This window comes from Alkalihalophilus sp. As8PL, assembly GCF_040939795.1.
GTDB classification, from domain to species: domain Bacteria; phylum Bacillota; class Bacilli; order Bacillales; family Bacillaceae_D; genus Alkalihalophilus; species Alkalihalophilus lindianensis.
The window spans coordinates 645,293-658,726 of sequence record NZ_CP162551.1 but is presented as its reverse complement, the minus strand read 5'-3'; the positions used below and the strand labels follow the sequence as shown (position 1 = coordinate 658,726).

Here is a 13,434-nt window from a genome sequence, read left to right as displayed (position 1 = left end):
TCGATATGAAGGTTTCATTATTTATCACGTGTTTAGCTGATGTATTTTATCCAGGAGTGGGGAAAGACACGGTTGAAGTATTAGAGAGGTTAGGGTGCGAAGTTGATTTTCCAGAGAAACAAACCTGTTGTGGGCAGCCGGCTTTTAATAGCGGCTACCACAAGGATACAAAAAAAGTAGCAAAGCATATGATTGAGACATTTGCTCATTCAGATTATGTTGTGATGCCATCGGGATCTTGTGCATCAATGATTTTTGAGTACGGAGAGTTATTAAAAGAGGAGCCTGAGTGGCAAAAACGAGCTGAGGATTTAGCGAATAAGACTTATGAGTTCACGCAATTTCTCGTACATGTTCTAAAAGTAGAAAAGGTTGATGCTAGTTTGACTGCGACTGCGACCTATCATACCTCTTGTCATATGACTCGCTTATTAAAAGAGAAGGAAGCGCCTTTTAAACTATTAGATCAAGTAGAGGGGCTTAATCTTGAGACATTGCCAAATCGTGAGGCTTGCTGCGGATTTGGTGGTACATTTTCGGTGAAAATGTCTCCGATCTCTGAACAGATGGTAGATGAGAAAGTACGCCATATTGAGGAAACAAAAGCTGAAGTCCTAATTGGTGCTGATTGTGGGTGCTTGATGAATATCGGTGGACGGATTGAACGTAACGGTAAGCCGGTTAAAGTGATGCATATTGCACAAGTGTTAAATAGCCAAGAGAAAGTCATGAAGGGGTGAATGGACAATGCCAATGAAAATCGGAGACCCGAATTTTGATCATCGAGTGGAAAAAGGGTTGAAAGATACCTTTATGAGGCAGGCAGTCACATCTGCTCAAGAACGACTGAAGATGGCTAAATCTAAAGCCGAAGATGAGCTTGGTAACTGGGAAGAATGGCGTAATCTATCAGAAGAGATTCGTACCCATACTTTAGAAAATATTGATTATTACTTGCATCAATTAAGCGAAAATGTCAGCAAAAATGGTGGTTTCGTTTTCTTTGCAGAAACAGCAGAGGAAGCAAATGCGTACATCAAGGAAGTAGCAAAAAAGAAAAATGCGAAAAAAGTGATCAAGTCAAAATCAATGGTCACTGAAGAGATTAGCATGAACCAAGCGCTAGAGAGTGTAGGGTGTGAAGTGATTGAGTCCGATCTAGGTGAATACATTCTTCAGATTGACGATCATGATCCACCATCACATATTGTAGCACCTGCTCTACACAAAAATAGAGAACAAATCCGTGAAACCTTTCAACAGAAAAAAGGCTACACGAATTCTTCCAAGCCAGAGGAGCTCACTCTTTTTGCAAGAGAGCAGCTACGCAAGGAGTTCTTAGAAGCTGATATCGGGGTCACTGGCTGTAACTTCGCTGTTGCAGAGTCTGGTAGTATTTCGCTCGTAACGAATGAAGGAAATGCAAGATTGGCAACGACTTTGCCAAAAACCCAGATTACCGTGATGGGGATGGAGCGCGTTGTTCCGACATGGGAAGAGCTTGATATCTTAGTGAGCATGCTTTGCCGAAGTGCTGTTGGTCAAAAGCTAACGAGCTACATCACCGGTCTAACAGGGGCAAAAGAAGAGGGCGACCTAGATGGTCCGGAAGAATTCCATCTTGTTATTGTGGATAATGGTAGGTCGAAAATCCTTGGCACCGAGTTCCAGTCGGCTCTTCATTGTATTCGTTGTGCAGCTTGTATCAATGTGTGTCCGGTGTATCGTCATGTTGGGGGGCACTCGTATGGATCCATCTATCCTGGGCCGATTGGGGCAGTGTTAACGCCGCTACTTGAAGGATATGATGATCATAAAGAATTACCATATGCATCAACTCTATGTGCAGCCTGTACGGATGCGTGTCCGGTCAAGATTCCGCTCCATGAATTACTCGTTAAGCATAGACGGAACATTGCGGAAGAAAAGCGTACGACTTTATCTGAAACACTTGCTATGAAAGGGTTTGGAATGGTAGCAAGCTCACCTTCACTTTTCAATATGAGTACACGAACAGCTCCTATGATGCTATCTCCTTTTACAAAAGATGGCACGATCAAGAATGGTCCAGGGCCATTAAAGTCATGGACCGATATCCGAGATTTTCCGGAGAGCAAAAAAGAGAGATTCAGAGATTGGTTTAAGCAACGCGAGAGCAAAAAAGGAGGGACTCATCATGATTCAGCATCGCGAAACATTTCTCAATAATGTAGCTGAAAAGTTAGGAAGAGCACGTCGTACAACAGGAGTCGTTCGTCCCAATTATCGTCAGAAGCCGCAGCTCGATGTGATGAAAGATCATACACCTGATGAGCTCGTCTCCGTTTTAAAAACGCAGTGTGTAGCGATTCATACAGATTTTAAGGAAACGAAGCGTGACGGGTTAGAAGCTGTAATTGATGAAGTGCTTCGTGAGTTTGAGGCGACCTCTGTTATTACATGGGATGACCCGAGGTTTAGCGAATATGGATTGAGTCGTTTCCAAGCACGGGAAGAAGTCGATGTTTGGGATGCAGGTCGTGAGAGTCAATCAGTTGAGATTGCAGAACGAGCTGATATTGGGATCACTTTTGCCGATTACACTTTAGCTGAATCTGGCACGGTAGTGTTGATTAGTGATCAAGGAAAAGGGCGTTCAGTAAGTCTCCTTCCAACGTACTATATAGCGATCATTCCAAAAAGCACACTCGTTCCTCGTATGACGCAAGCAACCACGGCGATTCATAACATGGCTAAAGACGGCAAACGGATCCCATCCTGCATTAATTTCATTTCTGGTCCTAGTAATAGTGCTGATATTGAGATGAATTTAGTCGTTGGTGTTCATGGGCCGATTCGAGCTTGTTATATATTGGTCGACGATATGTAATAAGGGGCTAGTAGTGTAATGACACTGCTAGCCTTCATGCGTTTTCGTGTCAGCGTATGCTATAATAAAGGTAACTGAAATGAACGAGGTGCAAGGAATGGCATTTAAACAAGTGCAAACAAAAAAGGTGTCCGAAGTGATTCGTGAACAGCTAGAAGAAATGATTCGTGAAGGAGAAGTGAAGCCAGGAGAGAAGTTAGATTCTGTTGAAAAGTTGGCAAAAGAATTTAATGTCAGTCGCTCTGCTGTAAGAGAAGCTCTTAGTGCCTTGCGCGCAGTCGGATTGATCACGATTAGGCAAGGCGAGGGGACCTTTGTTAATAAATATGATTTCTCTAATATGATTGCTCCTGTAACGGTGGAGCGCATTATCTCGAAACAAGAAATGCTAGAGCTGTTTCAAGTAAGGAAGATTATCGAAGTGGGAGCAGCAAGCCTTGCTGCTCTGCATCGGACCGAGGAAGATCTTCTAGAGATGAAGGCGGCTCTTGCAGAAATGGAGCAGGCTGCTGGGAATGAAGACCTTGGAGAGAAAGCGGATGTGAAATTTCATCTCGCATTAGCAAGAGCAACCGGCAATAGTATCTTAAAGGATATGATGCAGCAGCTATCAGATACGCTTGGCAAAACGATGTATGAAAGCAGACGAATTGGCTTGTTTTCAGATAAGCCAACCTTTGACCGTCTACAAGTCGAACATGAAGCGATCTTTCATGCAATCGAAAATCAAGATGCAAACAAAGCGAATGAAAAGATGTTAGAGCATTTGAAGAATGTGGAGAATACATTAATTGCTTATCATCAGGATAAATAAAGAACAAGCATCAGTCACTCGACTGATGCTTGTGTTTGTTTGGTGAATCTCTACTTTTTAACACGTGTAGTTAATTAAATAGGCTCATAATCCATCCAAGTAAGATACCAACAACACCAAAGTCAGAATCTCCAAAGGTTGTTCCTTCAAACCCGATTGAACCAAGGACAGGTAAAAGGAGAGCGGGTAAGAAACTAATCAGAATTCCATTAGTGACTGCTCCTAAAATAGCGCCACGTCTACCACCCATCGCATTCCCAAATACTCCGGCAGCTGCTCCTGTGAAGAAATGTGGTACTAAACCAGGAACAATTAATGCGAGACCGAATACAGGTAAGATAAACATCGTTCCTAATCCGGCAATAAAACTAAAGAGGAATCCGATAATTACTGCATTTGGAGCGAATGGAAAGACAATAGGTGCATCCAAAGCAGGTTTTGCATTTGGAACAATTTTGTCAGCAATTCCTTTAAATGCTGGAACGATTTCAGCAAGTAGCATACGAACCCCCGCAAGAACAACATATACACCAGCTGCGAATGTAATGGCTTGCATGAGCGAGAAGATAATGAAGTTCATTCCTTCACTTAGTTCCGTTTCAACATAACTAGCTCCGGCGAATAAAGCAACAACGATAAATAGAATGGCCATCGTTAATGAAACCGCAACGGACGTATCTCTCAAGAATCCAAGTGATTTAGGCACTTTAATATCTTCAGTTGTTTTTTCTTTATTTCCAAAGTACTTACCAATCGTACCTGAGACAAAGTAACCAAAAGAACCGAAGTGACCAAGTGCAATATCATCGTTTCCTGTTATTTCTCGCATGTATGGTTGAAGGATCGCAGGGAAGAAGACCATTAAGGACCCTAAAATAATCGAACCTGTTACGACTAAAGGTAAGCCACTCATTCCACCTGTACTTAAAATAACGGCAATCAAACAAGCCATAAATAATGTGTGGTGTCCTGTTAGGAAAATATATTTAAAAGGAGTAAGACGGGCAATAAGAATATTGGACACCATACCAAATAACATAATCATAGCTGTTTCAGTACCAAAAGCTTGTTGAGCAACTGCTACAACGGCTTCGTTATTAGGAATAACTCCTCTAATATTAAAAGCGGTTTCAAACATTTGTGAAAAGAAGTCAAGTGAGGAGATAAGAACTCCTGCACCTACCCCAAGAATGACAAAACCCATAATGGTTTTTAATGTGCCAGAAACAGTGTCAGCAACATTCTTTTTTTGAAGTAGTAGGCCTAGTAGGGCGAATAACCCTACTAAGATGGCCGGAGTACCAAGTATGTCATTCATGATTAATTCAGCCATAGTTTATCCCTCCGTAACGATGTGTTTTTGTAGAGCATCCTTCAATTCTTGCTGATTTAACAAGTTAACGAGTGGAATAATTTTACGATTACCATCATCTAAATTTGTGATGATATCTTGAGATCCAATATAATAATCTGCTGGTTCCGTTTTTGAAGTAGCTAGGTCTGTATGTGAAACATCAGCTTCAATTCCTAACTCACCTAAAGCTTTCTTTACATTCATTTCCACGATAAAACTACTTCCTAATCCATTACCACATACAACTAAAATTTTCATTTTTTATTCCCCCTATAATTAATTTGAATAGCTATCAATTAAAATTTGAATTTCATTCACGTTGTCACTTTGCATTAATTTCTCAATATTTCCCTCATCAGATAACAGGGTTGTTAACTGAGATAGTGCTTTTAAATGTGTCTCATTATCTGTAGCAGCTAATACGAAAAGTAGTGATGCTTGGTGTCTTTCTTCTTCAGAAAAAGCGATTGGCTCATCCAGCTTAAGAAGGCTCATGCTTAATTTATTAACACCTGCTTCGGGTCTAGCGTGCGGAATTGCGACATGTGGCGCAATAATGACATAAGGTCCCAATTCATCAATGTTTGAGATCATCGCATCAATATACGTTTGACTGATTGAGTTGTTTTCAAGTAGTGGAGACGAAGCAACCTCTACCGCCTCTTGCCAGCTACTAACTTTATCTACGATTTGAATAGATGAACGATCCATAATTTCATTTAGCATAGGTTTGTAAAGCTCCTTTATTTGTAATTGCTTATTAGAAAGAATTTGTTCGATTTCGATTAGCAATTGTTTTTCGTTGTGGATCTGAGCATGTTTATCAATCACTTGTAAAAGTTCATTAACCTGCTCGGTTCTAGAAGTGAATCCTCTTTGGTGTAACAACCTATTTACATTGGTTAAAAGTCGTTCTTTTTCCGCATCATTAAGAATGGCATTAACATGAAATGTAGGTAAGGTTTGTTTTTTAAGTGAAACGGTTGTAAAGATAAGTTCAGCATTAGTTGGTGTTTCGTTTAAAGAAGTCACAACTTCAAAGTCAAGTGTTGAGAATAAAGCTTCTAACTGACTTTTTAAAATCTGAGACGTTCCAATACCGCTTGAACATACAATCAATGCACGTTTTCTTGTAGCCGGTTGTCTTCCTTCTTTTCTCATCCATCCACCAAAGTGCATCGCGATGTATGCGATTTCATCCTCATTGATTTTGGTGCCAACAAAGTTTTGGAGATGAGGGATGACTTTTTTGGTGAGTTGAAATACATCACCATACTTTTCTTTAATCGAAGCAGTTAAAGGGTTTTTCGCTAAAATTCCATACTTGAGTCGATAATAAGCGGGCCTAATATGAATTAATAAATTTTCTTCAACTGCTCGGTAATGCTCAAACTCGATACATGAATACCTTTGAAAATCAATGACCATTTTTCTTACAACATCCTCGAGCCCCTTCACTGTACTAAGAGGACTTTCGGATAAACTTCTTAAACTTAGTAAGAAGATAGTAAGATAATAAACTTCTTCTTCAGGTACATGTATTTGATAGGCGGTGAGTAATTCCTTACTTAGTAATTCAGCTCCCTTAAACGCAGGACTAGTCTTTAATGCGAGCTTTTCATCTTCCTCTAGAGAGATATGTTGCTCTTGCCTGATTCGCTGCAAGAAAAAAGCGAGATGCCATAAGAGTTCGCCAGTCGACTCTGGGTTCAGCTGTACATTTAGTTTATTTTGAATCATTTCTAATAACTGTGCATTACACTCAACGGTTTGTAATAAACTCGAATTCGCTTTCTCCCAAACTGATATCAAATCCTTGGAAAATTCATTTTCATTTTGAAACTCAAAAGCATCAACAAACCATTTCCGAAGCTCAAATTCAGGTCCATTAATAAAGTATCCTTTACTGCGCTCAAAATGGATGGTTAATCGATAGGGTTTGGACTGTTGTTTAATAATTTTTAAATCATTTAAACAAGAATTTCGACTAGACCTTGTTACAGCCATAAAATCTTTTACATAAACAGGTTCAGTACTAGTAAGAAGCATGATTAGAATTAATTTCTGTCGCTCATGAGCAGTGTAATAATAATCAATGTCTTTATTGAGTTTCACGAAGTTGGGTATTTTTTCCTTCGTGGAATTTGGTATAAAAATACCAACAGATTTTATTTGTTGAACTTCATCAAGCTCATTTTCTTTCAACCAATCATTTACTTTTTCGAGATTGTAATAAATTGTTCTTCTTGAAACCCGCAAACTGTTACTTAACTCTAAAATAGACACGGGAGCCTCTTTTAGCATAAGTAATTGCAGTAATTGGGTACTTCTTTGATCTAATGGCATACATCCATCACCTTTTCCGAATATGCTAGCTAGCTGTTAGAGATTAGGTAACTGAATTGAATTGCTTACTCTAATCATAATTGAATATAAAAAGTTTGGAAGTCCGAATGATGAACAACAGAGTGTGCAAAATTGGACTGATGCATTTACAAATAGGATGCCAAAGGGTTTTACAATGACAGCTCACTACCAATTCTGTATGATAAGTATAAGAAGTATTATTGTTTCTCAAAAGATCCTACATTATTTAAAAGGTGATCACATTGAATAAAAAACTTACGATTTTACTTACCATTCTAGTAATCTATAACACAATCAGATACATAATGGAGATTCAAAGTGGTTCTGATTCTACCTATGATTACGTCATGCTAGCAATAAACTTACTTGCCTTATTTTTTGTTGCATTCAGCTTACGAACGAAAAAAGGGGAAGATTAGTAAGCTTATACATAGTAAAGGAGTGGTCGGATGAAAAAGAATCTATTTATTCTAATAATGGTGCTGAATGTGGCGGTGCTTGTCTCTGTAGTCCTTGTTGGCACTCAATCATATTTTCATAGTAAAGAAGTACAGAGCCTTACAGAAGGATGCCGCGAAGTTGGGGGAACACCTCTATTGGAAATTGACACGTTTGTGTTAGCGTATTCGTTTTCTTGTGAGAAATAAGGGGGCTAGGGGTTAGACGATGAGGATAAGTGGGTGTAGAGGTTGGCATATGAGTTTACACATTTGCAGTTGAAAAAGATGATTTCCGGAGTAATGATTGAGAGTGCATTTCCTTATGATACGAATGATGTTCAAGAAGTCGAGAGACATATTAATTCCTTGTATCATGAATTGAGGAAATCAGGTATAGTAGAGTGCTTTCCTGAGTTTAATCACTATGGGAGTGGGTATTCGTCCTTTGTAGAATTCTTTATACCGAAAAGAAATAGCAAAACACTTATCAAAGAAGTAATAAAACCATACTTTTTATTAAAAGAATACATGGTTGAAGGAATCGTGCTTTATGTGAGTCGGCTAGCACCAATAGCTGTTTGGGGATTCGACGAGCGCGCCTACAGAATAAAAAAATGGAAAGATGTCATCGTAGAAGATGACTATGTGTCTCATTCGTTTTTGTATCCAACTCAACACGACTTTATGGAATGTCCTAGCAAGTGCCAGGAGGAATGGTGCGGGTTAAAAGAGAAAGTAGAAGAGTATGGATATCAATTTTTACCTAAGGAGTATCTAAACCTTCCTTTACCCTTTGAGGCTACTATCGCTACATGCTTTACGGAAAAGGGTCACTACAAAGTGTTCGATTCTTGTTTTTACTGGGAAGATTGACGAGTAGTTCACTGTGCATGCAAATCATATATATAATACCAATTGAGAAGAGGCAAGAAGATGAAGGAAATACCAGTCTATCGTTATGAAGAGATCATTTATGCACCAATTGATGTCGTGTTACGATCCTCCTTATAAGATTATCATGCATGCTACAAGTAAAGAAGGGATTAGTGTCTCTTCTTATATCCTCACTAGGGAGTATGACGGGACGAGATTAGTGGTAGAAGCAAGCATAATCCCTGCAAATTTTTATTATAAAATAATGACCAAATTATTTGGCTGGTCTACTAAGTATGTTTTTGATGATCACTACAAAAAATTGAAGCCTTATATTGAAGAGGAAGTAAAGGACTGGTAGAAAACAAAATGGTTAGAAGGTGGGAGTGCAATGAGTTTTTCAAAATTGGTTTTTACTCCATTAAGCTATGTAGGTTGGGGATCTTTAGAACAATTAGTACCAGAAGTACAAAACTATCAACCAAAGAAAATTCTAGTTGTTACAGATCCACTCCTTGAGAAAATTGGTATCGTTCAAGAAGTGACTTCACCATTAGAAGAAGCAGGCTATGAGATTACATTGTATACAGAGGTGGTACCTGAGTCGCCGTTACAAACGGGTGAGAAGCTTGTTTCATTTACAAGAAAAGGTCAGTTTGACATGGTCATTGGGATAGGAGGTGGGAGTGCCTTAGATCTGGCCAAGCTAGCTGCCGTCTTTGCAGTTCATGAGGGGAAAGTGGCCGACTACTTACATTTGACCGGAACGAAGAAGGTAGAGAAAAGAGGGTTGCCTAAAATCTTGATTCCGACAACATCTGGGACGGGGTCAGAAGTAACCAATCTTGCGGTCCTTTCGCTTGAAACGACAAAAGATGTCATTTCACATGATTACTTACTAGCTGATGTGGCCATTGTCGATCCGAAACTGACAATTTCAGTGCCATCAAATATAACTGCTGCAACAGGAGTTGATGCTCTTACCCACGCGATTGAAGCGTATATTTCCGTCCATGCAAGTCCAGTAACAGATGGGCTCGCTCTACAAGCCATTCGCTTAATCGGACGTTCTCTTCAAATGGCCGTCCATAACGGGGAAGACAAACAGGCGAGAATCGATATGAGCAATGGTAGTTATTTAGCTGGTCTTGCCTTCTTTAATGCGGGTGTTGCAGGCGTTCATGCTTTGGCTTATCCACTTGGTGGCCAATTTCACCTTTCACACGGGGAATCAAATGCGGTGCTTCTACCTTATGTATTGGCCTATATTCGTAGAAGCTGTCCTAAGCGGATGGTTGATATTTTAGAGGCATTAGGAGGGACTGCTTTCAGTTTATCCACTGAGGAAGCTTCGTATATATGTGTTGAAACGTTGAGGAATTTGATTGACGAAGTAGGCATTCCATCTAAACTTGCTGACTTTAACATACCAGAAGCAGCACTAGATGGCCTCACGATCGATGCGGCCAAGCAAAAGAGATTATTAGCTCGCAGCCCGCTTCCACTTAACGAGGAAGACATTCGTATTATTTATCAAGCTGCCTTTGAAGGAGTCATTAAGGAAAGATCATAAGAGGGAGAGACTTGTAAAAAGTCTCTCTTTTTTTATGTGGTTTTCGTTATACAAATAGTTGCATATTTAATCCGGTTAGATAGACAAGAAAGTCTTGTAATTAATTGTTGAGATAGAGTATTCTATGTCGTTCGTTATACCTATTTTTGTATATTCATGCAGTTAAAAAGTACCTTTTGTCGCTGAAGTTATTACGGATCCCGGAATGTTCTGTTATATTTTAATAGTTCAGAATCTATTAAACGGTGTGAAAGGTAGGGTAAATCTATGAATATAAAAAAGGTAATGATAGGCTGGTTAGCACTTGTTATGGCACTAACATTTGCTTATCCTACATCCCTTACGGCAACGGAACAAACGGTTGTAGAAGCTAGTGAAGCAATCGAATTAGACGTAAGCAGGTCACTATTTTCTTTGACTGAAGTACGCACAGTAGATATAAGCGCGGATTTCGGTGAAGAGCTCGACTTAGAGCAACTTGAGGTCCAATTTGGTGGAAAGAGTCTTTCTGAGTGGAAAAAATGGAGTGGTGGCAGCAATTATGAGGGTGAGCCTTTCATTAACGTCATTGAAGGTCCTTCGTATTTGGATGGTACAACAGAGGTAGGGGCTACTGTAGAGTTTGGCTTACTTTATAATACGTCAAACCTTTCTAACCGTACGATACGTACACAGTACCAAGACTTTATTGGAGATTATGAATTAGCACTAGTTGATCCGCAAAGTGGAGAGAAAGCTGCAACGACTGTCACGTTAAATGTGTATGATGAATTTTTGTTTTATGATGAATTAAAGCCGGCGATTGATGAAGTGTTTGCTGATGTTGCAGCAGACGGTGAGAATGATCGCTACCTTGAATATCAAAAAGTAGGCGAGTCTGTTGAAGGTAGAGACATTCATTTTGTTATCCTAGCAAGAGACGAAGCAGCAGTAGATAAATACTTAAATGAAACATTGCCAACAGCATTAGAAGATCCGGCACAGTTACTTGAAAAACTAGAGAATGGCACAATGGGAGATTACCAGATTCCGGTTTGGTTTAATAATATTCACCCTGATGAAGTTGAAGGGGTGGACGCACAAATTGAATTGTTAAAGAAATTTGCATTAGAAGATGAGGTTACATTTACGAACACAGATGAAAGCAATAATGAGTCTCCAGTGACTTTACATATGGATGACGTTCTTGATGATGCGATCTTTTTATACATGTTCACGAACAATCCTGACGGGCGTGTGGCGAATACAAGATCCAATGCTGAAGGATTTGATTTGAATCGTGATAATGCCAATCAAACACAAGTCGAGACACAGCAAGTAAATGAACTTATCTCAAAGTGGACACCATTATCATTTGTCGATATGCACGGCTATGTAAATGGATTTTTAATTGAGCCAGGTACGCCGCCTCATAATCCTAACTTTGAGTATGACTTACTGATTGATAATATGTTAGAGCAAGCACATGCGATGGGAAGAGCAGGTGTTGGAAGCTCAGATTTAACATCTTACTTTATTGCGCAGCTTGAATGGGAAGACGGCTGGGATGATATGACACCAGCTTACACTGCAATGTATGCCATGCTTCATGGATCTCTTGGACATACCGTTGAGGTTCCTACATTGAGTCAAGATTCACTTCGTGCCATGGTAGGAGTCGGACTTGGGTCGACTTTATACGTGACTGAAAATAAAGATGAGTTATACAAAGAACAACTTGAGATTTTCAAGCGTGGAGTAAATGGAGAAGATAACCGTGCAGTTGATGAGTACTTTGTTAACGCAGCTGGCGAGTCAATTGGGCGTGTTCGAAATGGGCAGGAAAGTTTCTTCCCAGATTATTATGTGATCCCAACAGATGATAAGGCTCAGAAAAACATACTTGAAGCTCATAAAATGGCGGAGTATTTACTTCGCAATGGAGTGAAGGTTGAAGAGACGACTCGTCAGGTTCAAGTAAACGGGACAACCTATCCTAAAGGAACGTATATTGTGCCGATGAATCAGGCGAAACGCGGACTAGCTAATGCTGTTCTTTATAGTGGAGATAATGTTTCCGACTGGAATGCGATGTATGACCCAGTTGTGGTAAACTTCCCTGCATTACGTGGCTTTGATATGGATGAAGTCAGAGAAGAAGGGCTATTCAGTGGAAAGACTGTTGAGGTAGCTGAGGGTGTTGTCCCTACTAGCAACATTAAAGGGAATGGTCCAAAGCAAATCATTAAAAACTCAACAAATGACACAGTTAAATTCGTCAACGCACTTTTAGCCGATGGCAAATCGGTTGAAGTGGCGACTGAAAGTAAAGGGAACATCGTAAAAGGTGATTACCTCGTTGAAACAAAAGACGTTCGTGCGTATGCGAATCAATATTATATTGAAACTCATCCAGCAGGTAAGGGAGCCAGTGTAGAAACACAATCCCTGACTCAACCAAAAGTGGCTGCTACAGGATCTGATCAGTTAAACTTCTCGCTGAGACAGCTTGGGTTTGAATTAGTGGATGCTGCAAATGCTGATGTCATAGTAAGTGATGGAAGCAATTTTAATCGTGAACAGATTGCAGGAAAATCATTTATTGGCATTGGAGGTCGTGCTTTAAGAGTGGTTGAAGAGAGTGGCTTAATAACTGATTTTACAACGGCTCAAACGAGAGCGAATCACGAAGGTCTTGTAAAGGCCGATGTGAATGACCACCCATTTACAGCAGGTTATGAGGCAGAAGAGTTGCTTTATGTAACGACTGGAACATGGATTACAGACATACCCGAAGAGGCAGAGGTTCTTGCTTCATTTAGTGAAGGTGACGATTTCTATCAAGCAGGATGGTGGCCAGGGCATGAGGGAGCTAAAGGTCAAACGATGGCTTTTACTACTCAAGTGGAGGACACATCTTATACACTGTTTGCTAACGATCTAGCCTTTAGAGGGCATACAGAACATAGCTATCGTCTATTAGCAAATAGTATTTTTCAATCAACATCAAACTAAATAAATAGAACCGCTAAGGCTTAGGATTTTGCCCTGGCGGTTTTTTTACGAAAAAAATAGGTGAGATTCACAGATCCACCTACTTATCTTCTATATTATATTTTAAATTCTTTTACGGACCACTGTCGGTTAAGGTCTATGTTGGTATTA

At 39.8% G+C, this 13,434-nt stretch carries 13 protein-coding genes; 10 read left to right on the top strand and 3 right to left on the bottom strand.

Annotation, left to right across the window (positions count from 1 at the left end; genetic code table 11):
* The first annotated feature begins 5 nt into the window (after positions 1-5).
* From AB3N04_RS04805 to AB3N04_RS04790, 4 genes are all read left to right on the top strand, one after another.
* A complete protein-coding gene (locus AB3N04_RS04805; protein ID WP_368504972.1) occupies positions 6-740 on the top strand; it encodes a (Fe-S)-binding protein in 735 nt (244 codons plus the stop codon).
* Between the two features lie 7 nt (positions 741-747).
* Positions 748-2,208: a LutB/LldF family L-lactate oxidation iron-sulfur protein gene (locus AB3N04_RS04800; RefSeq protein ID WP_368504971.1), complete on the top strand. Its 1,461-nt coding sequence runs from the start codon at positions 748-750 to the stop codon at positions 2,206-2,208.
* Positions 2,177-2,869: a lactate utilization protein C gene (locus AB3N04_RS04795; RefSeq protein WP_368504970.1), complete on the top strand. Its 693-nt coding sequence runs from the start codon at positions 2,177-2,179 to the stop codon at positions 2,867-2,869. Before AB3N04_RS04800 ends, AB3N04_RS04795 begins: the two co-directional genes overlap by 32 nt.
* Positions 2,870-2,966: 97 nt before the next feature.
* Positions 2,967-3,683, top strand: coding sequence for a FadR/GntR family transcriptional regulator (locus AB3N04_RS04790; protein ID WP_368504969.1), 717 nt, complete (start codon positions 2,967-2,969; stop codon positions 3,681-3,683).
* Positions 3,684-3,753: 70 nt separating this feature from the next.
* Here the strand turns inward: AB3N04_RS04790 and AB3N04_RS04785 are convergent, their stop codons facing one another.
* The 3 genes from AB3N04_RS04785 to AB3N04_RS04775 are packed head-to-tail and all read right to left on the bottom strand — an operon-like array spanning position 3,754 to position 7,383.
* A complete protein-coding gene (locus AB3N04_RS04785) occupies positions 3,754-5,016 on the bottom strand; it encodes a PTS ascorbate transporter subunit IIC (RefSeq protein ID WP_368504968.1) in 1,263 nt (420 codons plus the stop codon).
* 3 nt (positions 5,017-5,019) lie between these two features.
* Positions 5,020-5,295, bottom strand: coding sequence for a PTS sugar transporter subunit IIB (locus AB3N04_RS04780; protein WP_368504967.1), 276 nt, complete (start codon positions 5,293-5,295; stop codon positions 5,020-5,022).
* 18 nt (positions 5,296-5,313) lie between these two features.
* Positions 5,314-7,383 carry a transcription antiterminator gene (locus AB3N04_RS04775; protein ID WP_368504966.1) on the bottom strand — a complete coding sequence of 690 codons (2,070 nt, stop codon included), beginning with the start codon at positions 7,381-7,383 and terminating at the stop codon, positions 5,314-5,316.
* A 263-nt stretch (positions 7,384-7,646) separates the two neighbouring features.
* Here AB3N04_RS04775 and AB3N04_RS04770 point away from each other — a divergent pair, with 263 nt between their 5' ends.
* The 6 genes from AB3N04_RS04770 (at position 7,647) to AB3N04_RS04745 (ending at position 13,284) form a co-directional block, all read left to right on the top strand.
* Positions 7,647-7,823 carry a hypothetical protein gene (locus AB3N04_RS04770; protein ID WP_368504965.1) on the top strand — a complete coding sequence of 59 codons (177 nt, stop codon included), beginning with the start codon at positions 7,647-7,649 and terminating at the stop codon, positions 7,821-7,823.
* Between the two features lie 30 nt (positions 7,824-7,853).
* Positions 7,854-8,051 carry a hypothetical protein gene (locus AB3N04_RS04765; RefSeq protein ID WP_368504964.1) on the top strand — a complete coding sequence of 66 codons (198 nt, stop codon included), beginning with the start codon at positions 7,854-7,856 and terminating at the stop codon, positions 8,049-8,051.
* A gap of 42 nt (positions 8,052-8,093) precedes the next feature.
* Positions 8,094-8,717 (top strand): hypothetical protein, encoded by a 624-nt coding sequence (locus AB3N04_RS04760; RefSeq protein WP_368504963.1) that lies wholly within the window; start codon positions 8,094-8,096, stop codon positions 8,715-8,717.
* 100 nt (positions 8,718-8,817) lie between these two features.
* A complete protein-coding gene (locus tag AB3N04_RS04755; protein ID WP_368504962.1) occupies positions 8,818-9,078 on the top strand; it encodes a hypothetical protein in 261 nt (86 codons plus the stop codon).
* Positions 9,079-9,108: 30 nt separating this feature from the next.
* Complete coding sequence (locus AB3N04_RS04750; protein WP_368504961.1) at positions 9,109-10,290, top strand: iron-containing alcohol dehydrogenase; 1,182 nt, start codon at positions 9,109-9,111, stop codon at positions 10,288-10,290.
* Positions 10,291-10,557: 267 nt separating this feature from the next.
* A complete protein-coding gene (locus AB3N04_RS04745) occupies positions 10,558-13,284 on the top strand; it encodes a M14 family metallopeptidase (RefSeq protein ID WP_368504960.1) in 2,727 nt (908 codons plus the stop codon).
* The last annotated feature ends 150 nt before the right edge of the window (positions 13,285-13,434 follow it).

What these genes read in the sequence shown, in the direction of transcription:
- AB3N04_RS04805 (WP_368504972.1), top strand. Translation starts at nt 6, where the DNA reads ATGAAGGTTTCATTATTTATCACGTGTTTAGCTGATGTATTTTATCCA.
- AB3N04_RS04795 (WP_368504970.1), top strand. Translation starts at nt 2,177, where the DNA reads ATGATTCAGCATCGCGAAACATTTCTCAATAATGTAGCTGAAAAGTTA.
- AB3N04_RS04790 (WP_368504969.1), top strand. Translation starts at nt 2,967, where the DNA reads ATGGCATTTAAACAAGTGCAAACAAAAAAGGTGTCCGAAGTGATTCGT.
- AB3N04_RS04800 (WP_368504971.1), top strand. Translation starts at nt 748, where the DNA reads ATGCCAATGAAAATCGGAGACCCGAATTTTGATCATCGAGTGGAAAAA.
- AB3N04_RS04755 (WP_368504962.1), top strand. Translation starts at nt 8,818, where the DNA reads ATGCACCAATTGATGTCGTGTTACGATCCTCCTTATAAGATTATCATG.
- AB3N04_RS04785 (WP_368504968.1), bottom strand. Translation starts at nt 5,016, where the DNA reads ATGGCTGAATTAATCATGAATGACATACTTGGTACTCCGGCCATCTTA.
- AB3N04_RS04775 (WP_368504966.1), bottom strand. Translation starts at nt 7,383, where the DNA reads ATGCCATTAGATCAAAGAAGTACCCAATTACTGCAATTACTTATGCTA.
- AB3N04_RS04745 (WP_368504960.1), top strand. Translation starts at nt 10,558, where the DNA reads ATGAATATAAAAAAGGTAATGATAGGCTGGTTAGCACTTGTTATGGCA.
- AB3N04_RS04780 (WP_368504967.1), bottom strand. Translation starts at nt 5,295, where the DNA reads ATGAAAATTTTAGTTGTATGTGGTAATGGATTAGGAAGTAGTTTTATC.
- AB3N04_RS04750 (WP_368504961.1), top strand. Translation starts at nt 9,109, where the DNA reads ATGAGTTTTTCAAAATTGGTTTTTACTCCATTAAGCTATGTAGGTTGG.
- AB3N04_RS04765 (WP_368504964.1), top strand. Translation starts at nt 7,854, where the DNA reads ATGAAAAAGAATCTATTTATTCTAATAATGGTGCTGAATGTGGCGGTG.